The organism is Exiguobacterium sp. s146, assembly GCF_018618415.1.
Classification (GTDB): Bacteria; Bacillota; Bacilli; order Exiguobacteriales; family Exiguobacteriaceae; genus Exiguobacterium.
In genome coordinates this window covers 132,231-154,011 of record NZ_JACSMA010000003.1, presented here as the reverse complement: position 1 = coordinate 154,011, position 21,781 = coordinate 132,231, and the positions used below count along the sequence as shown (strand labels likewise).

Annotated in this window: 20 protein-coding genes; 9 read left to right on the top strand and 11 right to left on the bottom strand. The window is 53.5% G+C overall.

Annotation, left to right across the window (positions count from 1 at the left end):
* Positions 1 to 35: 35 nt before the first annotated feature.
* A complete protein-coding gene (locus tag KNP83_RS11295) occupies positions 36 to 671 on the bottom strand; it encodes a nitroreductase family protein (protein ID WP_214762552.1) in 636 nt (211 codons plus the stop codon).
* Positions 668 to 1,114, bottom strand: coding sequence for a MarR family winged helix-turn-helix transcriptional regulator (locus KNP83_RS11290; protein ID WP_214762551.1), 447 nt, complete (start codon positions 1,112 to 1,114; stop codon positions 668 to 670). Before KNP83_RS11290 ends, KNP83_RS11295 begins: the two co-directional genes overlap by 4 nt.
* A 181-nt stretch (positions 1,115 to 1,295) precedes the next feature.
* Between KNP83_RS11290 and KNP83_RS11285 the strand changes: the two genes are divergently transcribed.
* The 3 genes from KNP83_RS11285 to aceA all read left to right on the top strand — a co-directional run bounded on the left by KNP83_RS11285 (position 1,296) and on the right by aceA (position 5,114).
* Positions 1,296 to 3,476, top strand: coding sequence for a malate synthase G (locus KNP83_RS11285; protein WP_214762550.1), 2,181 nt, complete (start codon positions 1,296 to 1,298; stop codon positions 3,474 to 3,476).
* Positions 3,473 to 3,772 carry a hypothetical protein gene (locus KNP83_RS11280; RefSeq protein ID WP_251139346.1) on the top strand — a complete coding sequence of 100 codons (300 nt, stop codon included), beginning with the start codon at positions 3,473 to 3,475 and terminating at the stop codon, positions 3,770 to 3,772. Before KNP83_RS11285 ends, KNP83_RS11280 begins: the two co-directional genes overlap by 4 nt.
* Before the next feature lie 67 nt (positions 3,773 to 3,839).
* Positions 3,840 to 5,114: an isocitrate lyase gene (aceA, locus tag KNP83_RS11275; protein ID WP_214762549.1), complete on the top strand. Its 1,275-nt coding sequence runs from the start codon at positions 3,840 to 3,842 to the stop codon at positions 5,112 to 5,114.
* A 43-nt stretch (positions 5,115 to 5,157) separates the two neighbouring features.
* Here the strand turns inward: aceA and KNP83_RS11270 are convergent, their stop codons facing one another.
* The gene (locus KNP83_RS11270) at positions 5,158 to 6,180 is read right to left on the bottom strand and encodes a polysaccharide deacetylase family protein (RefSeq protein ID WP_214762548.1); all 1,023 of its coding nucleotides are present in this window, start codon (positions 6,178 to 6,180) and stop codon (positions 5,158 to 5,160) included.
* Positions 6,181 to 6,458: 278 nt separating this feature from the next.
* Between KNP83_RS11270 and KNP83_RS11265 the strand changes: the two genes are divergently transcribed.
* Complete coding sequence (locus tag KNP83_RS11265; protein ID WP_214762547.1) at positions 6,459 to 7,208, top strand: FixH family protein; 750 nt, start codon at positions 6,459 to 6,461, stop codon at positions 7,206 to 7,208.
* Positions 7,209 to 7,240: 32 nt separating this feature from the next.
* On the opposite strand, the gene KNP83_RS11260 is transcribed toward KNP83_RS11265, so the two are convergent.
* On the bottom strand, positions 7,241 to 8,866 hold the full coding sequence (locus KNP83_RS11260; protein WP_024370935.1) for an ABC-F family ATP-binding cassette domain-containing protein: 1,626 nt from the start codon (positions 8,864 to 8,866) through the stop codon (positions 7,241 to 7,243).
* Positions 8,867 to 8,998: 132 nt separating this feature from the next.
* Here KNP83_RS11260 and KNP83_RS11255 point away from each other — a divergent pair, with 132 nt between their 5' ends.
* Positions 8,999 to 9,610 (top strand): stage II sporulation protein M, encoded by a 612-nt coding sequence (locus KNP83_RS11255; RefSeq protein ID WP_214762546.1) that lies wholly within the window; start codon positions 8,999 to 9,001, stop codon positions 9,608 to 9,610.
* A gap of 23 nt (positions 9,611 to 9,633) precedes the next feature.
* Here the strand turns inward: KNP83_RS11255 and KNP83_RS11250 are convergent, their stop codons facing one another.
* From KNP83_RS11250 to KNP83_RS11230, 5 genes are all read right to left on the bottom strand, one after another.
* Positions 9,634 to 10,317: a DNA/RNA nuclease SfsA gene (locus tag KNP83_RS11250; RefSeq protein WP_214762545.1), complete on the bottom strand. Its 684-nt coding sequence runs from the start codon at positions 10,315 to 10,317 to the stop codon at positions 9,634 to 9,636.
* Between the two features lie 41 nt (positions 10,318 to 10,358).
* Positions 10,359 to 10,805, bottom strand: a complete 447-nt coding sequence (locus KNP83_RS11245) for an SACOL1771 family peroxiredoxin (protein WP_214762544.1) — start codon at positions 10,803 to 10,805, stop codon at positions 10,359 to 10,361.
* Positions 10,806 to 10,859: 54 nt separating this feature from the next.
* Positions 10,860 to 12,098, bottom strand: a complete 1,239-nt coding sequence (gene pepT, locus KNP83_RS11240; protein ID WP_214762543.1) for a peptidase T — start codon at positions 12,096 to 12,098, stop codon at positions 10,860 to 10,862.
* Between the two features lie 114 nt (positions 12,099 to 12,212).
* Complete coding sequence (locus KNP83_RS11235; protein ID WP_214762542.1) at positions 12,213 to 12,887, bottom strand: LrgB family protein; 675 nt, start codon at positions 12,885 to 12,887, stop codon at positions 12,213 to 12,215.
* Positions 12,884 to 13,240, bottom strand: coding sequence for a CidA/LrgA family protein (locus KNP83_RS11230; protein ID WP_214762541.1), 357 nt, complete (start codon positions 13,238 to 13,240; stop codon positions 12,884 to 12,886). The genes KNP83_RS11235 and KNP83_RS11230 overlap by 4 nt, the downstream gene beginning before the upstream one ends.
* Positions 13,241 to 13,391: 151 nt before the next feature.
* On the opposite strand from KNP83_RS11230, the gene KNP83_RS11225 reads away from it, so the two are divergent.
* Positions 13,392 to 14,129, top strand: a complete 738-nt coding sequence (locus KNP83_RS11225) for a YwqG family protein (RefSeq protein WP_214762540.1) — start codon at positions 13,392 to 13,394, stop codon at positions 14,127 to 14,129.
* Between the two features lie 45 nt (positions 14,130 to 14,174).
* On the opposite strand, the gene KNP83_RS11220 is transcribed toward KNP83_RS11225, so the two are convergent.
* Positions 14,175 to 17,318, bottom strand: a complete 3,144-nt coding sequence (locus tag KNP83_RS11220) for an efflux RND transporter permease subunit (protein WP_214762539.1) — start codon at positions 17,316 to 17,318, stop codon at positions 14,175 to 14,177.
* Positions 17,319 to 17,342: 24 nt separating this feature from the next.
* Entirely contained in the window at positions 17,343 to 17,915 is a 573-nt protein-coding gene (locus KNP83_RS11215; RefSeq protein ID WP_214762538.1) for a TetR/AcrR family transcriptional regulator, read from the bottom strand.
* 228 nt (positions 17,916 to 18,143) lie between these two features.
* Here KNP83_RS11215 and KNP83_RS11210 point away from each other — a divergent pair, with 228 nt between their 5' ends.
* From KNP83_RS11210 to KNP83_RS11200, 3 genes are all read left to right on the top strand, one after another.
* Entirely contained in the window at positions 18,144 to 19,214 is a 1,071-nt protein-coding gene (locus KNP83_RS11210; protein ID WP_214762537.1) for a Fe(3+) ABC transporter substrate-binding protein, read from the top strand.
* A 137-nt stretch (positions 19,215 to 19,351) separates the two neighbouring features.
* Positions 19,352 to 20,989, top strand: a complete 1,638-nt coding sequence (locus KNP83_RS11205; protein WP_214762536.1) for an ABC transporter permease — start codon at positions 19,352 to 19,354, stop codon at positions 20,987 to 20,989.
* Positions 20,989 to 21,696 carry an ABC transporter ATP-binding protein gene (locus KNP83_RS11200; protein WP_021068048.1) on the top strand — a complete coding sequence of 236 codons (708 nt, stop codon included), beginning with the start codon at positions 20,989 to 20,991 and terminating at the stop codon, positions 21,694 to 21,696. The genes KNP83_RS11205 and KNP83_RS11200 overlap by 1 nt, the downstream gene beginning before the upstream one ends.
* The last annotated feature ends 85 nt before the right edge of the window (positions 21,697 to 21,781 follow it).

Sequence of the window (21,781 nt, the reverse complement as noted above, 5' to 3'; positions counted from 1 at the left end):
AAAGCTCAATCGCAGCGATGCGATTGAGCTTTTGCTTATTTCCATTCCGTGATGCGGTCGATTGGGAAGCGGACTGATTGGTAACCGTCTTCCGCGGCTTTTCCAATGGAAAGGAGCATGACCGGAAGGTAACGCTCTTTCTCGAGGCCGAACGCTTCCGCGATGTTCGCTTTGTCATAGCCACCGATCGGGTTCGTGTCATAGCCGTGGGCGCGGGCGACGAGCATGAGCTGCATCGCGACGAGACCTGAGTCGAGCAAGATGCTGTCTTTAATCGACTCTTTCGGCGCGTCTTTGAAGATGCCTGTAATCATATCGACTTGACGGTCGCGGACGTCAGGCGGCATGAGGCCACGCTCGACGGCCGTATCGAAAATCTCTTCTGTGTAATCGGCCATTTGATAATCGGCGAAGATGGCGATGACAGCAGATGACGTCTCGACTTGACGTTTGTTGAAGCTTGCGAGTGGGAGGAGCGTGTCTTTTCCTTCCGCGCTATCGATGACGACGAAGCGCCACGGTTGGAGGTTAAGTGAAGACGGAGCGGTCGTCGCTTCCTCCAAGATTTGTGTCATCTCTTCTTTCGAGATTTTGACGTTCTCATCATAGACTCGAATCGAGCGGCGTCCTTTGACGATCTCCATAAAGTCTTTTTGTGTAGTCGTGTTCATATAAGGGTCTTCCTTTCGTGTTGAATGTTGGTTTGTAATGTATTTAGTAATTCAAGTAGCTGTTGTTGATCCTCTACCTTCATGTTTACAAAAAGTCGGTTCGATAAGCACTTCTTTTGCTCGGTCCAATGTGCAATCCGCTCGCGGCCGTCATCCGTCAAATCGACAAAGATGACGCGATTGTCTTGGAGACATCGTTCGCGCGTGATTAACCCTTGCGTCTCGAGCTGTTTCAAGTGACGCGTGATGGCGGCATGGTCGACCCCGACCCGTTGTTGCAGTTCACGTTGACGTAACGGGCCGACGTGATGCAAGTTGCTCAAAATATCGAAGCGGGTCGAACTGAGTCCGTCCATTTCCGTATCGAACAGTTGAGCGAGTTCTTTTTGTACGGTAATGACGTGGTAAAGGATTTCGTCGCTGAGCGAACAGGCGTCGCGCATGAGACATCCTCCTTAAACTAATTGATGAATCAATCATTGATAGGTCACATATGTATCCTAATCGGTCTTGGGACAGAAGGCAACTAAAAAGATTCGAAAAAAAACTGTTGTCAAACTGTTATATAATAGTCTATATTATATTCAACTGATATATAACAATTAAACAGGAGGATGTGACGGCTTGGAACAATACGTAAGCATCGGCACATATCGTGTCCATCGGGCGCTCGTCGACTTGATTGCGGAGCAGGTGCTGCCCAAAGAGGATTCACGCCAACAGTTTTGGGCCGGGGTCGGTCAAATTTTAGACGACTTCACGGAGCGGAACGAGGCATTGCTGGAAGAACGAGCAGCATACGAACGACTGTTACAGGACTGGTACAAGGAACATGGGCCAAACTTCGAGCAACATCGATACGAACAGTTTTTGCAAGACATCCATTACATCGAGCCGGTCGTTCCCGACTTTACGATCGACGTCACGAACGTCGACGCAGAAATCATCCAGGCCGGTCCACAGCTCGTCGTCCCGCTCGATAATGCACGCTATGCGTTGAACGCGGCAAATGCTCGCTGGGGCAGCCTATACGATGCCTTGTACGGAACGGACGTCATCGACACGGACGAGGAACCGACGACTGGATATAATCCGGAACGAGGGGCGGCGGTCATCGCCTATGCCAAACGTTTTCTCGACGACACGTTCCCGCTCCGAGAGGGATCGCACGAGGAATCGGACGGTTATGTCGTGTCAGCGGGCAGGCCGCACGCCGTCATCGAAGGAAATCACGTCCCGTTTCAAGACGATTGTCTCGTCGGCCACACTGGTTCCGCAGACAAGCCGGACAAGCTCCTGTTCGTCCATCACGGGATTCATGTCGAGTTGACGTTTGACCGCAACCATCCGGTCGGGCGTACCGACCGAGCGGGACTCGTCGACATCGAGCTCGAATCCGCACTATCGGCCATCATCGACTGCGAGGACTCGGTCGCGGCCGTGTGTGCCGAAGAGAAGGTCCAGCTCTACTCGAACTGGCTCGGTCTCATGGACGGGACACTCGAGGCGACGTTCATGAAAGGCGAGCGACAGCTCACGCGGAAGTTGAACCCGGACCGACACTATATCGGACCGGACGGACGTGACGTCACGCTACCGGGCCGGTCGCTCTTATTCATTCGCAACGTCGGACACTTGATGACGACGGACTTGATGCTTGATGAGGCAAGACGTGAAGTACCGGAAGGAATCTTAGACGGGATTTTCACAGCGCTCATCTCGAGCCGCCATCTCGATGCTAGACGAAACTCTCGCGAACGCTCTATCTATATCGTCAAGCCGAAGATGCATGGCTCGAAAGAAGTCGCCTTCACGAACGATCTGTTCGACGCGATTGAAGATGTGCTCGAGTTGCCGCGTCACACGATTAAAGTTGGCGTGATGGATGAGGAGCGGCGGACGTCGCTCAACCTAAAAAACTGTATCGAACGAGTGAAAGAGCGCATCGTCTTCATCAATACAGGCTTCCTCGACCGAACCGGGGATGAGATTCATTCCTCACTCACACTCGGACCGATGCGCCGAAAAGGGGAGATGAAAGTCTCGGCTTGGCTCGACGCGTATGAGCGGTCGAACGTCCGGGTCGGACTCGACGCCGGATTCCACCGCCATGGACAAATCGGGAAAGGGATGTGGGCCATGCCGGACCAAATGGGCGACATGATGCGTGAAAAAATCAACCATGTCCGGTCCGGGGCGACGACAGCCTGGGTCCCGTCACCGACGGCGGCGACGCTGCATGCGCTCCATTATCATCAAGTCGGCGCCTTTGGCGTCCAACGTGAAGTGGCCGCCCGCTCGTTCGACCACGAGACGGAACGAAGCCGGTTGCTTGAAATCCCGCTCGCCACGCGGGTCTACACGGACGAAGACGTGAACGAGGAGCTCGAGAACAACTTGCAAGGCTTGCTCGGGTATGTCGTCCGTTGGGTCGAGCAAGGTGTCGGTTGCTCGAAAGTGCCTGATATTCATCATATCGGTTTGATGGAAGACCGAGCGACGCTCCGCATCTCGAGTCAGCACGTGGCCAACTGGCTATACCATGGTGTCTGTAGCCGAGAGCAAGTGGAAGCGACGCTCGTCCGGATGGCCGGTGTCGTCGACGCGCAGAACGCGTCGGACCCGAACTATCGTCCGATGGCGCCTGACGTGGAGCGTTCGCTCGCCTATCAAGCGGCACGAGATTTAGTGTTCGAAGGCGACGAATCGCCGAACGGATATACGGAACCGATTTTGCACCGGCGCCGGCGACAGTTTTTACAACAAGTGACACGAGAACCGAACTTAAAAGGAGGAGCATCATGATGACAACGAAAAAAATCGAAAGCGAACACTTGATTGAACGTTGGGTCGTCCGCCGCATCATCTCAGGAGAATCGACAGCGACGCTCGCCAATACGGCGTTCGTTTACGGGAACGACTTGATGCGCCTCGTCCTCGATCGGGCCGATGGATCGCTCCAAATCATGAAAGAGCCGGTCGAAGAAGTCGTCGTGTTCCGCAAACCGGAAGAACCGGATGAAGAAAACGTCTGTCGTTGCTGCGGCATGGAGCACTCGTCATTCAAAGCGGCGCTCGAATGCTGTGCCTATTTAGATTAATTTTTGCACCATCTGTTATATAACAAATGATTAAAAATAAAATTAATATAATACAGGAGGAATGGATATGAACGAACAACACGCACAACTTGAGGAAATGTTACAGTCGGAACGATTTGAAGGGGTCGAACGTCCATACGGAGTCGAAGACGTGATGCGACTTCGGGGGTCAGTGTTGATTGAACATACGCTCGCGACAAAAGGAGCGGAACGGTTATGGGCGTTACTTCACGAGCGGGACTACGTCCACGCGCTCGGAGCATTGACCGGCAATCAGGCCATCCAGCAAGTGAAGGCGGGCCTCGAGGCCATCTATTTGAGCGGATGGCAAGTCGCCGCCGATGCGAACTTGTCGGGCCACATGTATCCGGACCAAAGCCTATATCCGGCCAACTCGGTGCCGAGCGTCGTCAAACGAATCAATCAAGCGCTGCAGCGGGCCGATCAAATCCAAACGGCGGAAGGGAAAGGCGACACGCATTGGTTCGCTCCGATTGTCGCCGACATGGAGGCTGGTTTCGGCGGTGTGCTCAACGTGTTCGAACTAACGAAAGCGATGATTGAGGCGGGGGCGGCCGGTGTCCACCTTGAAGATCAGTTGTCGTCGGAGAAGAAGTGCGGACACCTCGGCGGGAAAGTGTTGCTTCCGACACAGACGGCCGTGAAAAACTTGATTGCCGCACGGCTCGCGGCAGACGTCATTGGAGTGTCGACGGTGATCGTCGCCCGGACAGATGCCCACGCCGCGAATTTGATTACGAGCGACATCGACCCGACCGATCATCCATTCATTATCGGTGACCGGACACCGGAAGGGTTTTACCGCACCGAGGCAGGCATCGAGCAGGCCATCGCGCGTGGTCTTGCCTATGCACCGTACGCCGACCTCGTCTGGTGCGAGACGTCCGAACCAGACTTGGATGAAGCGCGTCAATTTGCGGATGCAATTCATGCGAAATACCCGGGTAAACTGCTCGCTTACAACTGCTCGCCTTCATTCAACTGGAAGAAGAAGCTGTCGGACGAGGAGATTGCGACGTTCCAACAAGAGATTGGGGCGATGGGGTACAAGTTCCAGTTCGTCACGCTCGCCGGGTTCCACTCGCTCAACTTCGGGATGTTCGAACTCGCCCGTGGCTACAAAGACCGCGGGATGGCGGCCTACTCCGAGTTGCAACAAGCCGAGTTCAGTGCCGAACAGCATGGTTACACGGCGACACGTCACCAGCGCGAAGTCGGGACGGGGTATTTTGATGAAGTGTCACTCGTCATTTCCGGCGGCCAGTCGTCGACGACGGCATTGGCCGGATCTACCGAGGCAGAGCAGTTTGAAGTGAAGTGAACACAAACAAAGAGATGATGCCGCGGCATCATCTCTTTTACGTTCAACGCGGAATCGTGAGCACTTGCCCGACGCTGATTAAGCTGACGTTCGTGATGTTGTTGGCGGCTGCGATTTTCGCGACTGTTGTGTTATACGTCTTCGCAATCTTATAGAGCGTGTCACCGGATTTGACCGTGTATTTCACAGTCGTCGTTGGTGGTGTAACGGTCGTGCCCGGAATGACGAGCACTTGTCCGACAGAAATCAAGTTGTAGTTCGTGATTTTGTTGGCGGCAGCGAGCGCAGCGACGGTGACGTTGTAAGCACGGGCGATGCTATAGAGCGTATCACCTGATTTGACGGTATACGTTTTGCTCGTCGATGTTTTTTGGTACGCGAGCAATTGCGAGACGGTGACGAATTTGTAGCCTTTCGCTTTCAATTGCGAAATCATCGTTGGCAAGGCGAGCGGTGTGCCCGGAGCGCCGGCACCGGTGTGCATGAGGACGATGGAGCCAGGTTTGATATTCGCTTGTACTTTCGTATTGATTTGACTGGCCGTGACACCTTTCCAGTCGACGGTATCGATGTTCCATTGAATCGTGTAGCCGTAGCCGGCTGCACCGACCCCGCTCAACACGGCGCTATTGACGGCGCCGAATGGAGGTCGGAAAATTGGTTTTGTTGTCTTACCGGTGATTGATTTGACTTTTGCTTCCGTCCGATCGAGTTCCGATTTCATTTGTGTGGCGGTCAACTTCGTGAAGTCTGGATGGGTGTAGGAGTGGTTACCGAGCTGGTGACCTTTAGCGGCGATGTTTTTGATGTATTGGGGATGGTTAGCGGCGCCCGATCCAGTCAAAAAGAAAGTGGCTTTGACGTTGTTCTTGGCAAGTATGTCCAAAATCTTATTCGTATTCGCCCCATCCGCTCCGTCATCGAACGTCAATGCGACGACTTTACTCGTCGTGTTCACACTCGTGATGAATTTAGACGCGGCGGCATCGGCCGATTTTGGATAAGCGACTAACGGTGCCAACATGATCAACAAGGCCATTAACACACGTACGAACTTGCTCTTCATTTTGGTTTCGCCTCCATTCTTAGGTGTATGTATCTTGATGTTAAGGCTTTCCAAATATTGAGCTGTGTATATATTTTATATACCCCCTTTTGATAACAAACATCGTCCATTCCTAAAAACGGGTAAAGGATTTTTTGGATAATATTTTTCAAAATTTGTGTTCAATTTATGAGTGGTAAACGCGGCAAATCTCACACAATACTCACACATTTCCTGAAAAAGGGTGCTATCATGAACAATGTGTGAAGAATGTAAGCGATTGAATAGGGGGATTCAACATGAACAATATGATGAAACGGGTTGGCGTAACGTTTGGACTTGTCGGTCTATTCGTTCTTGGGGCATGTGGGACAGATGAGGCGACAAAAAGCGCCGAGACCACGCCATCGATGGAACCGGTAGAGGCAGAATTGAATGTGCCGGCGACAGCCGATACAGACGAGGCGGTCACATTGGCGGTTCGCGTCACGCAAGACGGAAAAGCGGTCGATGACGCCGACGAGATTAAGTTCGAAGTCTGGAAGAACGGTGCCAAAGAAGAGAGCAAGATGACAAAAGCTACGCTCACAGAAGACGGCGTGTATGAGGCGGAGACGATGTTTGCTGACGAAGCGATCTACACGGTTCAAGTGCACGTGACGGCTCGGTCGATGCACACGATGCCGACGACGAACGTGACGGTCGGTCATCCGGAGACCGCGGCTGAAGCCGAGGCTGAGGAAGATCATCACCATCACGCCGGAGCAGACATCGTCCTCGACCCAACACAAGCGGTCGCCAAGGAAGCCCAACCGTTCACCGTCAACGTCGAGATTGAGCATGAGACGTTGACAGGTGCGGACGTTCAACTCGAAGTGTTCAAAGATGGTGCAGACAAACACGAGTGGGTGAAACTCGAAGAGACGGAAGGCGGAAACTATGCGGGTGAGCATACGTTCCCTGAAGCCGGTACGTATAACGTTCAAGTCCATGTGACAAAAGGCCACGACATCCATGAGCACATCATGGAGATCGTCGAGGTCAAATAAGAAAAACGATCGGCCGCGGCCGATCGTTTTTCTTATGCGTTCTGATAAAGTGATTCAACTTGTTGTTGGAGCGATTCGTTCTCGAGGAACTCGTCGTACGTCGCTTCTTTGTCGACGATGCCGTTCGGCGTCACTTCGATGATGCGCGTCGCGATCGTCGAGATGAGCTGATGGTCATGCGAACTGAAGAGAAGCACGCCTTTGAACGTCTCGAGCCCGTTGTTGAGCGCCGTGATCGACTCGAGGTCCAAGTGGTTCGTCGGATCGTCGAGGACGAGGACGTTCGAGTTCGAGAGCATCATTTTCGAGAGCATGCAACGGACTTTCTCTCCCCCTGAGAGGACAGAAGCCTTCTTCATGACTTCTTCGCCTGAGAAGAGCATGCGTCCGAGGAAGCCGCGAAGGAACGTATCTGATTCGTCCGCTGGTGAGAACTGGCGTAACCAATCTAAGATGCTCTTATCCGAGCCTTCGAAGTATTCCGAATTGTCTTTCGGGAAGTACGACTGTGTCGTCGTCACGCCCCATTTAACTGTACCCGTGTCAGGCTCCATCTCGCCCATGATGATTTTGAAGAGCGTCGTGATGGCAACGTCCGAACGCCCGACGAATGCGACTTTGTCTGTCTTGTTGAGTGAGAATGTGACGTTGTCGAGCACTTTGACGCCATCGATTGTCTTCGAGACGTTGTCGACGTAGAGCACGTCGTTCCCGATTTCGCGTTCCATCGAGAAACCGACGAACGGGTAGCGGCGTGACGATGGACGGATATCGTCGAGCGTGATTTTATCGAGCAACTTCTTACGTGACGTCGCTTGACGCGCCTTCGAGGCGTTCGAGCTGAAACGGGCGATGAAGTTTTGAAGCTCTTTAATCTTCTCTTCTTTTTTCTTGTTCTGGTCGTTGGCCATGCGTGAAGCAAGTTGGCTCGACTCGTACCAGAAGTCGTAGTTCCCGACGTATAATTGAATCTTACCGAAGTCGAGGTCAGCCATGTGCGTACATACTTTATTCAAGAAGTGACGGTCATGGGATACGACGATGACGGTGTTCTCGAAGTTGATCAAGAACTCTTCGAGCCATTGAATCGCTTTGAGGTCAAGACCGTTCGTCGGCTCATCGAGGAGAAGAATGTCAGGTTTGCCAAACAATGCTTGCGCAAGGAGGACTTTGACTTTCTCGCCACCTGTGAGCTCACTCATGAGCTTGTGGTGTGATGCGTCCGTGATGCCGAGTCCTTGAAGGACCATGGCAGCTTCTGATTCGGCTTCCCAACCGTTCATCTCGGCGAATTCGCCTTCGAGTTCAGCAGCGCGCATACCATCTTCGTCAGAGAAATCTTCTTTCATATAGATGGCGTCTTTCTCTTTCATGACTTGATACAAGCGCTCGTGGCCCATGATGACCGTCTCGAGTACCGCTTGGTCTTCGTACGCGTAATGGTCCTGTTTGAGGACGGCGAGGCGTTCGCCAGGCGAGAAGCTGACGTCACCTGTTGTCGTGTCTTGCTCACCGGCAAGAATCTTTAAGAATGTCGACTTCCCGGCGCCGTTTGCGCCGATCAAGCCGTAGCAGTTGCCTGGTGTGAACTTGATGTTCACGTCTTCGAACAACTTGCGTCCACCGAATTGGAGACTTACGTTATTTACTGTAATCATGTATAGGATCCCTCGTTTTTCTGATTTGTTTACGACGTGTATTGTATCACGTTTTTGGAAAACGCGCAGTCGTGGGGAAAAATGAAACGAACGTTGACGAGATTCGTATAGCTTGATAAAGGGGGAATTCAAATGAAAACATCATTATCCATTCGCGAGGCGTGGTCGAACTATTATCGGAACGACTTTCTGCGACTGTGGATCCTTTTCATCATCACCGGCATCGGGTCGTACTTCTTGTTTCGATCGTTTATCGCACCCGATCAAGTAGACGAGATTTTAGCCCAGCTCGGAGATACGTTTGAATCGAGGGGCTTGACGTTCGATACGAGCGCGCGCGAGACGATGATCGCTTTGTTCGTGAACAATACACGCGTCACGCTGTTCGCGTTCTTGCTCGGGATGATTCCGCTCTTCATCCCGTATGTGTTCGTCGTCATCAACGCGGCCGTCATCGGCCTGGTCGCCATGCTCGTCGGGTTCGCCGGCGAATCGGTCGTCCGGGTCATCGTGCTCGGCATCTTGCCGCACGGCATCACCGAGATCTCGGCCATCTTGCTCGGAGCGGCGATGGGGTTGTCGCTGAACCGTTACATCTGGAAGAAACTGCGCGGGAAAGAGACGGACGTCACGTTCAAGGCGCTGTTCGTGGCAGGTGTGAAGATGTTTCTGTTCATCGCGGTGCCGCTCCTCGCCATCTCGGCCGTCATCGAGGCTTACGTGACCCCACTATTACTACAGTAAAAAAGCCATCCACGATGGCTTTTTTACTTGAAGTGAGGCGTTGTCTCAACGCAACGGATCATACGAATCCCTTCTGTGGTCAGCTCGCCGTTCACTTGCCAAATTTCGAGTCCGTCCGCGATCGCATCGCGAAGCATCTGGCGAATCCGTGCATCATGGTTCCGGTTCGGATGACCGGTGAAGACGGGCGCATCGTATAGGAAGACATAAAGCAGGACGGCCCGTTTGGTTTCCGGCAACGTCGCAATCAACGTCTCGAGATGCCGCATCAACCGTTCGGTCTCGACCGGTCTCGTCACCGCACGTCGTTCAAAGCGCGCGAGAGGCGTCACGAACAGCTCGGCGAGTGGTGCCTTCACTTCCATATAGACACCATCGACGTTGAAATCGAGTCGTGATGACCCGACGACGTGCTCACGCCCCACCTGTTTTGGGGAAGGGAAGACCGGTAATGCATCCGTGTCCAAACAATGGGCGACGAAATCGTTGGCGCGACCTTGATGAATCCCGATCCATTGTCCATCCGCATCGATTGAGATGGCTTCTACCGTGTAGGCGGTGTGCCGTCGCGGGTCGTTCGTCGTCGAGACGAGACAGGGCACTCCGTCAAAGACGAGGTCGCCGATGCGGCCAGTGACCGGACAGTGACAGGCGACGACGGTATCACCGAGCAACACGTCCATCACGAATCGATTGCGCCGTTTCAAGATGATTCCTGCTTGCAGGGGTTTTGCGAAGCGATACATCGTCAGTCGACGCGGATGACCGTCGTGTCGAGCTCGAACGTGACGTTGCCGGCCAAGGCGCGTGAAATCATGCAACCGTCTTTCGCTTTTTTGGCGATCCGTTCGACGAGCGTGAGGTCACGGTCTGTGGCTGTTGCCGGCACGTTGATGCGGGTCGTGTAGCGAATCGTCTCATACGTGAAGACGCCGTTCGTTACGTCGACGATGCCTTCGGCGTCGATGGTGATGCCACGGTGCGGCAGGTCACTGCGCCCGAGCATGGCCGCGAGCGTGATGATATAGCACGTCGCCGCGGCACCGAGCAGCATCTCATCAGGGTTCGTCCCGATGCCGGGCCCATCCATTTCCGGGGGAATCGAGATTTGTGTCTTCAACCGTTCGGCCTCGAGCGTACCGACGTCATTGCGTCCGCCGGTCCAGTCGAGGTTCATTTGAAACGTATGCTTCATAAAAATCGCCTCCAATGTCTCTATTCTAGAAGAGAACGATTGGAGGCGCATGTGTTATGCTCGCGCACGTTCAGCGAACGTGCGGAGCGTCTGGATGATGACGTGGGTCGCTTTTTCCATGTTGTTGACGGAGACGTACTCGAACTTGCCGTGATAGTTCTCGCCGCCCGTGAAGATGTTCGGGGTCGGGAGTCCCATATACGATAGTTGCGAGCCGTCTGTCCCACCGCGAATCGGTTCGATTTTCGGTTCGATGCCAAGTTCGCGCATGACGTCGGCGACGGTGTCGACGATGTGTTTCACCGGCTCGATTTTCTCGGCCATGTTGTAGTATTGGTCGTCCATCTTCAAGTCGATGCGCGCTTCGCCGTATTTTTGTTTCCATTCGACGACGAGTTTTTCAAGCAACGCTTTGCGCGCCTCGAACTTCGTGCGGTCGTGGTCGCGGATGATGTATTGGAGCGTCGTCGTCTCCACGTCGCCAGAGAAGCCGTTTAAATGGAAGAAGCCTTCATAGTCGCTCGTATGTTCTGGCGCCTCATCGGCCGGAAGGCGGTTATGGAACGCCATCGCCAATTTCATCGAGTTGACCATCTTGTTTTTGGCACTGCCCGGATGGACGTTCGTCCCGTGGAACGTGACCGTGGCACCGGCGGCATTGAAGCTCTCGTATTGGAGTTCGCCGAGCGGGCCGCCATCCATCGTGTAGGCGAAGTCGGCGTTGAAGCGGGCGACATCGAACTTGTGCGGGCCGCGGCCGATCTCTTCGTCCGGTGTGAAGGCGATGCGGACCGGTCCGTGCGGAATCTCCGGATGGGCCAATAAGTATTCGACCGCGGTGACGATTTCAGCCATGCCAGCTTTGTCATCGGCCCCGAGCAGCGTCGTCCCGTCTGTCGTGATGAGCGTATGGCCGACGTAGCCGTCGAGCTCCGGGAAGTCACGAGGCGACAAAATGACTTGAAGCGCCTCGTTCAAGACGATATCGCCGCCCTCGTAATGCTCGACGAGTTGCGGATTGACGTTCGTCCCGGTGAAGTCGGTCGCCGTATCAACGTGGGCGAGGAGCCCGATCGTTGGTACGTCATGGTCGACGTTGCTCGGAAGCGTGGCGAACAAGTAGCCGTATTCATCCGTCTCGACGTCTTCGAGTCCAATCGCTTTCAACTCGGTCTCGAGATGGCGAATCAAATCCCATTGTTTCGCCGTCGACGGAGTCGTCTCACTCGTGAAGTCGGACTGTGTGTCAATTTTTGCATATGTGATTAAACGTTCAATCAATTTCGATTGCATGGTCTGCCTCCTCTGATGAATCTGTTCATATTTAGTGTAGCATGAGAGCCGTTTTAAGAAGTATCGAAATTGTTTGAAAATAAAAAGAGAGGCGCAAAGGTCTCTATCCGTGAATCAAAACAGAAGTGGAAGAAGAAACGGCAACACGAATGACGTGAAGATGGCAGACAGACCCATCGCGGCCCCACCTGTTGCCCCAGACAATGGATGTTCCGTCGCAGCTTGGGCTGTCCCGATGCCGTGACTGAGCGTCCCGAGCGCCAATCCGCGCGTGAACGGGTCGGTCACGTTGGAGCGCGTGAGAATCGTCGGACCGAGCATGGCCCCGAGAATCCCGCAAGCGACGGCGACCGACGCGGCGAGCGCGGCGTCACCTTGTAATTGCCGTGCCAATTCCAAGGCGATTGGTGACGTCACCGATTTGACGGACAAGGCGAGCAAGACGTGATCCGTCAATTTGAGCGCGGTCCCTAAGCCGACAGCGACGAAAATCGTCGACAGCGTCCCGAGCATGATGGCCCCGAGCGCCCGTTTCGCGCGTGCGAGTAAAATCGGCAAGTTGCGATAGAGTGGCAATCCGAGTGCGACCGTGGCTGGTCCGAGTAGCGTCGTGATGGCGTCTCGAGCCGGAGCGTACGCATCATACGTCTGTCCGGACAACAGCAACACGACAATCAATGTCGCCGTGCTCAAGAAGACGACGTTCGTGAACGGGGACGCCCATTTGAAGGACAACTTTCGGCTCAACATGTAGACGCCGATAGTGACGAGCACCCAAAATAACGTCATGAGGCCTCACCTCGTCTTCCTGAGATGAGAGCGGTGACGATGAGGCCGACAATTAGACTGACGATCAAGGCAGCAAAGAGCGGCACACCTTCCGCTTTTAATAAATCACTGTACGACATGAGTCCGACCGCGATCGGGATGAAGAAGAAGGCCAGATGTTTCGTCAAAAAGCCGGCGCTGTCTTCAATCCACTCGACCCGGATCAGTTTGGTCATCAATAGGAGCAACAAGAGCACCATGCCGATGACGCTTCCGGGAACTTTTAAATCAAGCGTCGCGACAATCCAATTGCCGAGTGCGCTCAAGCCAAACAAGAGCGAAAGGCCGATCACCCATTTGATGAGACGTTGCATATATGACATCCTTTCGCGAATAAGTTCAAAACGTATGCATCTTCTCAAGTTTCATTCATTCGGTCAAGAGAAAGGCTATATAAAAAATGATAAAGGGTACACACGTTCGGTATGATAGACTACTTGTATCATATCCGAATGAGGTGTTCGAATGGAACTTCAATCAATCAAACAGTTTATTGACCAGCACGGGCTCGAACAGTGTGATGACATCTTGGCGGCGTTCACGAAGCGCGTTAACGTGAAGCTTGAACCCCGAACGACACGAGAAGAAGTTGCGATTGGTCATTCGAAATTTGGCGGCTATCCAGATTTACCGAGTGCATCGGACCATCCCGGAGAGAATTTGACTTTTTTGGCACAGTTCAGACTGAGTGACTTCGCAGGATTTGAATCAGTCGAAGCGCTTCCGAAAGAAGGCATGTTATCGTTCTTCTATGATTTGGACGAACAGCCGTGGGGTGACGCGGACGAACGTCACCTTTGGCGCGTCCTCTATACAGAAACGACGACGCTTGAACGGATCCGGGTCGGCGAGGCCCTCAAGGAGCGGGCTGCCACATTCGATGAAGGTTATGCGCAAAACGATGATGCACTGTTTGATCTGATGAGCGAAGAAGAATATACCGCTTTTGAGGAGCTGTTCGATGAGGGCGAGTTGCATGCGGTGGGCGGGCATCCGGACGAGGTGCAAAACGATGTGTTTGAAGAAATTGAAGAGACGTATGGGGAACGTTTCCGTGAACCGTTTCTCTTATTCCAAATGGATTCGAGTGAAGAACTTGACATCATGTTCGGTGACGCCGGCATCCTGTATTTCCTCATCCCGACCGACGCCCTCAAAGACAAGCGCTTTGAAGAGGCAGAAATCATCATGCAATGCTATTAAACACAAAACGAGAGTCGACCCTATTTGGGTCAACTCTCGTTTGCGTTACGCTTGTTTTTTCTTACGGAACCGTGCGAAGAACTCATACACGATTGGGACGATGAGGAGCGTCAATAGCGTCGAACTTGTCAATCCGCCGATGACGGTCACACCGAGACCTTTCGAGATCAAGGCGCCGCCTTCAAGGCCGAGCGCGAGCGGTGCGAGTGCACCAATCGTCGCGAGCGCCGTCATGAGAATCGGACGGAGACGTGTACCGGCTGCCTCGAGCAACGCATCGCGTGTCGAGAGACCGGCCGCTTCTTTATGAATGACGCGGTCAATCAAGACGATGGCGTTCGTGACGACAATCCCGATCAACATAAGCGCACCGATCAAGGCTGATACCGAAATCGTTTCGCCGGTGATGAGAAGGGCGACAAGTCCCCCGATAATCGCGTAAGGAAGCGAGAACAGGACGACGAACGGCGTGACGGCACCGCCGAACGTGATGACGAGCACCAAGTAGACGATGGCGACGGCCGCGAGCATGGCGAGACCGAGCTGGGTGAACGATTCTTGAATCTGTTCAGTGACCCCACCGACGTCATACGAGACGCCAGTCGGGAGCTCGATGTCAGACACACGTTCTTCGATAGCAGCCGAAGCTTCCGTCGCTTTGTCCGTGCTGAGCTCGACGTTGACGCGAGCGAGAAGCTTCCCGTCACGCTGGACGAGCGTATCCGGTGTCGTGCCTTCCTCGACTTCGATGAAGTCCGAAATTGGACGAGGGCCGAACGGCGTCGTCACTTCTTGTTCCTGCAACTCTTCGATGCTGTCGTACGTGACTTGTTCCGTCGGGATGATGACGTCGAGCTGCTTGTCATCAATCGTCACGGTCGAAAGCGGGCTTTCTTGCGCTTGGAACTGTCCAATCGTCTGGGCGAGCTGGGCGGCCGAGACGCCTGCCTCAGCAGCAGCCTGCTGGTCGACGTTGAACGTGTACTGGACGTACGATTCGCGAAGGTCAGATGTTGCTTGACGGACGTAATCCGTCTCTTCTTCAATCGTCTCGATGAACGTCGGGACGATGGCTTCTAGGTCTTCGAGCGAGTTGGCATAGACGTTGTACGTCACGCCGCTCGTGCCGGCACCGCCGGCGAAGTCTTGCTCTTTCCACTCACCGCCTGTGGCGAGTTCGTTCAAGCGTTCGACGTCAGCGATTTTGACGTCAGCGAAATCTTCCGTGTCCGGGTCATACTGGACGATGAAAATCCCTTGTTTGTTGTTCCCGGGGTTGAGCGGGTTCTCGCCACCGACCGTGAATTGGACGTCGGTCGCGTCTGCTTGCTCTTCCATGAAATACGTCTCGGCAATTTCAGCTGCCGCGATCGAGTCGTCGAGCGTTTGGCCCGGTTCTGGGTCGAACGTGACGTAAAGCGTCTTCTCCGACTCTTGGTTCAAGAAGTTGACCCCGATGGCTGGGACGAGGGCGAAACTTCCGATTAACAGTGCTGTCGCGAGTCCGAAGACGACGAGTTTATGGTTGAGCGACCAGTTGAGGACGCCACGATACCATTCGGCAAGTTTGCCTGGACCTTCTTCCGGCTTCAATTTATCCCGGTTTTTGAAGAACGAGTCGGCCATCATCGGTACGACCGTGATCGCGACGAGCAACGACGCGAGCAAGGCGAAGACGACGGTCAAGGCGAACGGTAAGAACAGCTCACCAACAAATCCAGTGACGAACCCGAGCGGCAAGAAGACGGCAATCGTGACGATTGTCGACGACGCAATCGGAATGAACACTTCTTTCGTCGAAGCGATAATCAGTTCTTTACCGCGCAACGTCTCGTTCGGACGGGTGAGGCGGCGGTAAATGTTCTCGATGACGACGATGGAGTCGTCGACGACGCGTCCGATGGCGACGGTCATCGCGCCGAGCGTCATGATGTTGAGCGTGATGTCGAGCTGTTTCAAGACGATTAACGCCATGAGGAGCGAAAGCGGAATCGAGATGACCGCAATAATCGTCGAGCGGAAGTTACGCAAGAACACGAGAATGATCAAGATGGCGAACAAGCCACCGAGCAACGCTTTCGAGACCATCGTCTCGACCGATTCTTCAATCGGTTGACCTTGGTCGAGCGTGACCGATACTTTGGCCGTGTCATAGTCGGCTTCGAAGTCGGCGAGCACGTCTTTGACGGCGTTGACGACGTCGACGGTGTTCGCATCTTGTGTTTTCGTCACTTGAATCCCGATGGAACGTTCCCCGTTCGACCGTGAAATCGATTCCTCGATGCCGCGGTCTTCAATCGTCGCTAGTTCGCTCAAGGCGACGGTCGGGACGGTCGTCGGGACGTTGGCTGGTGGGACGGCACCTGGCACTTCAGTCGGGACTTGTGGTGTCTCACCAGTCGGAAGTTCTGTTGGCGCACCTGGCACCGGCTGTTCCGTTTGGGCGGGTGAGTAAGGGATTTGGAGGTCACGGAACGCTTCAAGCGTCTCTGACTTCCCGTCGATGACGACGGCTTGCTCCGTATCACCGAGTTCATACAAGCCGAGCGCGATGCGGGCATCGTTCGCTTGAATCAACTGTTTGACCGTGTCTTCCGTCAAGTTGTATTCGGCGAGTGCCTCCTCGTCGAACTGAAGCTCGACGCGACGAATCTCTTGTCCGGCGATTTGCACGGTCTGAGCGCCTTCGACACCTTCAAGCGCTGGTTGTAACTCATCTTCAACCAATTTCGTCAATTCAGCCAAATCGAGACTCTCATCCGAGACGGCTGCCCCGATGACCGGGAACGCGTCAAAGCTGAGACGCGACACTTGCGGGTCTTGAACGGCTTCAGGCAACTCGACGTTGCTGAGCGCCTCTTTGACGAGTTGTTCAGCCTCTTCCATGTCGGTGCTGAAGTCGTAATCGATTTGAATGTTTGAAGCGTTCTGGAACGAAGACGAACGAACTTGTTCGACACCGTTCAAGCTCTTCAAGCGTTCTTCGAGCACGGTGCTCACTTCATCGAGCACTTGTTCAGGTGAGGCACCTGGATAAATCGTCGTCACCGAGACGGTCGGTGTCGTGATATCAGGCAATGTTTCTAGTTTCATCGTCAAGCCGGCGAAAATTCCGGTCGCCGTCAAGATGATTGTCATCAACCATACGGCGAACTTGTTGTTGACGGAGAAGGACGTGATTTTCTGCATGGGGTTCATTTCTCCTCTAATGGCTTAGTCTGTTTTACCCGAATCGATGTTACGGGCTCGCTCGATCAAGCGAGCGATAATGTCGTGTTTTAAGGCGGGCGGGGCGACGCCGACGTTGAAGTGCTCGGACATCATCATGCCTTCGAGTGCATAACGGATAATCATCGTCTCGACGGGATCGCTCGTCTGTTGAAATGCTGTGAAGAACGTGTCGAGGTCGTGCTTCCACCGTTCGGCGTACTCTTGGTCGACCGCGAACAACGTCAAGAAGGCAATCATCTTCTCGGCGTCGATTTGAATCGACGAGCGCTCGGGGTGGAGCTTCGTCTCGTCAAACAGGCGGACGAACGCCTCGACAGGACCGTTGCCGTCCGCTTGAAGCGACTCGTACAACTCGTTTTGCTCGGTTTGGAGCCGTTCGACGATGGCGGTCAACAGTGCTTCTTTGGATGGATAATGATACAGGAGACCGCCTTTCGAGACGCCGGCGGTCTTAGCGACTTCGTCTAATGTAAGATGGTGCACGCCATGTTCCATGATGATATCCGTCGCGGCATCCAACAATTTTTGTTTCGTAATCATGGATCGGTTTGACATGTCATGCCTCCTCTCTGTACCGACCAGACGGTTTGTTCTCTTTCACTATAGAGGGCTAGTCGTTTTGAAGTCAAGAAATGATAAGGTCAAAACTGTTAAGTTATAAGCACATAAATAAGGTAAACGATTTCAAAAAAAGGTTGACGTGAGAATGATTATCAGTGATGATGGTAACTGAGAGTAATTATCATTACCAATAATAGAGATGAATAAGTGGGGGATTATGAAATGAACAAAAAGTACATGGCACTCGGCCTTTCGGCTGCGCTCACAACATCGCTTCTTGCGGCTTGCGCCAGCACAGAAGAAACGACGACGTCAAGCGACAACGAGACAGCAGAAGCGTCGAAAGTCGTCAACGTTTACTCGAGCCGTCACTATGATGTAGATAAAGAGCTTTACAAGCAGTTTGAAGAAGAGACAGGCGTGAAAGTCAACGTCGTCGAAGGGAAGAGCGATGAGTTGCTTGAACGTTTGAACACAGAAGGCGACAACACGGAAGCCGATCTCTTCATCACAGCGGATGCAGGGAACTTGTATCAAGCGAAAGAAGCGGGACACCTGCAAGCGGTCGATAGCGACGTGCTTGAATCGAACGTCCCTGAGAAATACCGTGACACGGACAACGAATGGTTCGGTCTCACGAAACGGGCGCGTGTCATCGTCTACGCGAAAGACCGCGTGAAACCAGAAGACTTGTCAACGTATGAAGCACTCACGGAAGAGCAGTGGAACGGCAAAGTACTCGTCCGTCCGTCTGAGAACATGTACAACATCTCGCTCCTCGCCTCGTTCATCGAAGTGAACGGTGTCGACCAGGCAAAAGAGTGGGCGAAAGGCATGGTCAACAACTTTGCACGCGACCCACAAGGGAACGACCGTGACCAAGCGAAAGCGGTCGTCGCTGGTGAAGGGGACGTTGCCATCATGAACACGTACTATATGGGTCTCATGTTGAACTCGGAAGATGCGGAAGAGAAGAAAGTCGCTGAGCAACTCGGTGTCTTCTTCCCGAACCAAGATACGACGGGGACACACGTGAACATCTCGGGAATCGCGATGACGAAAGCATCGAAGAACACCGATAACGCGAAGAAACTCATGGAGTTCATGTCTGACCCGTCAGCACAAGAACAGTTCGCGAGCGTCAACTACGAGTATCCAGTAAATGAATCGGTTGAACCGAACGAACTCCTTCAATCATGGGGTGAGTTCAAAGAGCAGGACATCAACTTGTCTGTCCTCGGTGAAAATCAACAAGAAGCCATCCGCGTCTTCAACGAAGCGGGCTGGAAATAAGAAGACTTCGGCTTGAACAGACGTTCAGGCCGAAGATTTTTGCGTTTCTCGACACGCTAGCGGTACAACGAGGGCGCCTAACCTGATATGATGGGACAGGAAGTGACTGAACGAAAGAGGAACGGGAGTTGTACGACATGAACTGGTACGCGCTGAAACGACAACTGAATGGATGGGCCATCCTCAGCTTTATCGCGCTCTTGTTCATCGTCCTGCCAGGCGTCGTCGTCTTGGTCGAACTATTCGCACCGGTCAACGAGAACTGGCAACACATTCGCGAGTACTTGTTGCCGACTTACGTGCGCAATACCCTGTTTATCATGCTCGCGACCGGCTTGCTGACGACAATCATCGGGACGAGCCTCGCTTGGTTCGTCACGGTATACGACTTCCCGTTCCGCAAGTTCTTCAAATGGGCGCTCATCTTACCGCTCGCCATCCCGCCTTATATCGGGGGATACACGTATCACGGCATCTTGAACTATACGGGCGTCATCCAGACGACGCTACGCAACGAGTTCGGCGTGACCGTCGACCAGACGTACTTCAACATCATGACGATTCAAGGGACGGTGTTCATCTTCACCCTGTTCTTGTATCCATACATTTATACAATCACGCGGGCCTTCCTGCACAATCAATCGTCCTCGATGATTGAGAACGCCCGGATCCTCGGCCGCGGCTCATGGGACATCTTCTTCACCGTCGTCATCCCGATTTCGCGTGTCGCCATCATCGGCGGGGTCAGCCTCGTGTTGATGGAAGTATTGAACGACTATGGGGTCGTCAAATACTTCGGGATTCAGACGTTCAGCACGGCCATCTTCAGCACGTGGTTCGGGATGAAAGATACGTCCTCGGCGCTCAAACTCGCCGGGACGCTCATGATTCTCGTCATCGCCATCCTGACGATGGAACGGCTCGTCCGGGGTCGGAAGCAGTTCAGCTATGCGACGACGAAAGTGAAGCCGCTCAAACCGAGACAATTGACCGGGTGGCACCGCTACGCCGTGTTCGGCTACGTGGCGACCATCTTCGCTGTCGCGTTTCTCATCCCGTTCGTGCAACTCGTCGCGTGGACGGTGTTGACGTTCGAGCAAGTGTTCACGGCCGAGTTTTTCCGCCTCGTCTGGAACACGGTGAGCGTGGCGTTCATCGCGACCGTGATCATTCTCGTGTTCGCGCTCATCATCGCCAACTACACGCGCCTGTTCCCGTCGAACATGACACGCGTCATCTCGAAAGTGACGACGCTCGGCTATTCGATTCCGGGAGCGGCGATCGCCATCGCCGTCATCACATTGTTCTTGCTCCTTGACGAGTGGGTGCTGAACGTAGCGCTCGCCTTGGATTTAGGCCAAACGTTCGTGTTCAGGACGACGCTCATCATGCTCATCTTCGCCTACGTCATCCGCTTCCTCGCTATCGGCTATAACTCGATCGAGAGCGGATTTGAGAAAGTCGGGAAGTCGTTCACGGAAGCGTCGCGCATGCTCGGGTGGGGGACGGTACAGACGTTCTTCCGGGTCGATATCCCGATGATTAAAGGGGCGATCATGAGCGCGTTCATCCTCGTCTTTATCGATATTATGAAAGAATTGCCGCTGACGCTGTTTTTACAGCCGTTCAATTTTTCGACGCTCGCCACACAGGCGTTCAAATATGTCAGTGACGAGAAGATACATGAGGCCGCGCTCGCCTCGATCGTCATCGTGCTCATGAGCGGACTGTTGATCTTTGTGTTCCATAAGGTGCTTGATAAGGAGGCCGACTAATGTTTGTTCAAATCAACGATTTACACTTCAGCTATAAAGGTGCGCAAGCCGAGACGATTAAAGGATTCTCGATCTCAATCACGAAAGGTGAAATCGTCTCGCTTCTCGGTGACAGCGGTTCTGGGAAGAGTACGATTTTACGCCTCATTGCGGGACTCGAGATGCCGAATCAAGGCGTCGTCGTCGTCAACGACTGTGTCTGTTGCGACGATTGCCAGTTCATGCCGCCTGAACAGCGTGGTGTCGGGATGGTGTTCCAAGACTATGCGCTCTTCCCGCATATGACCGTTGAGAAGAACATCCGCTTCGGTCTGCATAAATTGAGCCGGAAAGAGCGGAACGAGCGTGTCGAAGAGATGCTGACGCTCGTGAACCTGTCCGAGTTCCGTCACCGCTATCCGTATGAGCTCAGTGGTGGTCAGCAACAGCGTGTCGCGCTCGCGCGTGCGCTTGCTCCGAAACCATCGCTCCTCATTTTAGATGAGCCGTTCAGCAACTTGGACACGTCGCTCCAACATCGCATTCGGGACGATTTGCGCCGCCTCCTCAAACAGACGGGTACGACGACGATCTTCGTTACCCACGATGAAGAGGACGCGGAGGCGCTCGCCGACCGTATCGTCTATCTCGGCGAAGGCAAAATCAAGAAACAAATCATGACGGAGAACAACAAGACGTTCAACCCGCAGATTCCATGTTTCGTCTAAACGAAAAAGCATGCCTCATCGAGGGATGCTTTTTTTGAAGGCGAAATCAGATACAAAGCACCCACAGATGGCGGTCTGTGGGTGC

Bases quoted from the DNA above. Each gene is read 5' to 3' on its own strand.
- KNP83_RS11295 (WP_214762552.1), bottom strand. From the start codon at position 671: ATGAACACGACTACACAAAAAGACTTTATGGAGATCGTCAAAGGACGC.
- KNP83_RS11290 (WP_214762551.1), bottom strand. From the start codon at position 1,114: ATGCGCGACGCCTGTTCGCTCAGCGACGAAATCCTTTACCACGTCATT.
- KNP83_RS11280 (WP_251139346.1), top strand. From the start codon at position 3,473: ATGATGACAACGAAAAAAATCGAAAGCGAACACTTGATTGAACGTTGG.
- aceA (WP_214762549.1), top strand. From the start codon at position 3,840: ATGAACGAACAACACGCACAACTTGAGGAAATGTTACAGTCGGAACGA.
- KNP83_RS11270 (WP_214762548.1), bottom strand. From the start codon at position 6,180: ATGAAGAGCAAGTTCGTACGTGTGTTAATGGCCTTGTTGATCATGTTG.
- KNP83_RS11265 (WP_214762547.1), top strand. From the start codon at position 6,459: ATGAACAATATGATGAAACGGGTTGGCGTAACGTTTGGACTTGTCGGT.
- KNP83_RS11260 (WP_024370935.1), bottom strand. From the start codon at position 8,866: ATGATTACAGTAAATAACGTAAGTCTCCAATTCGGTGGACGCAAGTTG.
- KNP83_RS11255 (WP_214762546.1), top strand. From the start codon at position 8,999: ATGAAAACATCATTATCCATTCGCGAGGCGTGGTCGAACTATTATCGG.
- KNP83_RS11245 (WP_214762544.1), bottom strand. From the start codon at position 10,805: ATGAAGCATACGTTTCAAATGAACCTCGACTGGACCGGCGGACGCAAT.
- pepT (WP_214762543.1), bottom strand. From the start codon at position 12,098: ATGCAATCGAAATTGATTGAACGTTTAATCACATATGCAAAAATTGAC.
- KNP83_RS11235 (WP_214762542.1), bottom strand. From the start codon at position 12,887: ATGACGTTATTTTGGGTGCTCGTCACTATCGGCGTCTACATGTTGAGC.
- KNP83_RS11230 (WP_214762541.1), bottom strand. From the start codon at position 13,240: ATGCAACGTCTCATCAAATGGGTGATCGGCCTTTCGCTCTTGTTTGGC.
- KNP83_RS11225 (WP_214762540.1), top strand. From the start codon at position 13,392: ATGGAACTTCAATCAATCAAACAGTTTATTGACCAGCACGGGCTCGAA.
- KNP83_RS11220 (WP_214762539.1), bottom strand. From the start codon at position 17,318: ATGCAGAAAATCACGTCCTTCTCCGTCAACAACAAGTTCGCCGTATGG.
- KNP83_RS11215 (WP_214762538.1), bottom strand. From the start codon at position 17,915: ATGTCAAACCGATCCATGATTACGAAACAAAAATTGTTGGATGCCGCG.
- KNP83_RS11210 (WP_214762537.1), top strand. From the start codon at position 18,144: ATGAACAAAAAGTACATGGCACTCGGCCTTTCGGCTGCGCTCACAACA.
- KNP83_RS11205 (WP_214762536.1), top strand. From the start codon at position 19,352: ATGAACTGGTACGCGCTGAAACGACAACTGAATGGATGGGCCATCCTC.
- KNP83_RS11200 (WP_021068048.1), top strand. From the start codon at position 20,989: ATGTTTGTTCAAATCAACGATTTACACTTCAGCTATAAAGGTGCGCAA.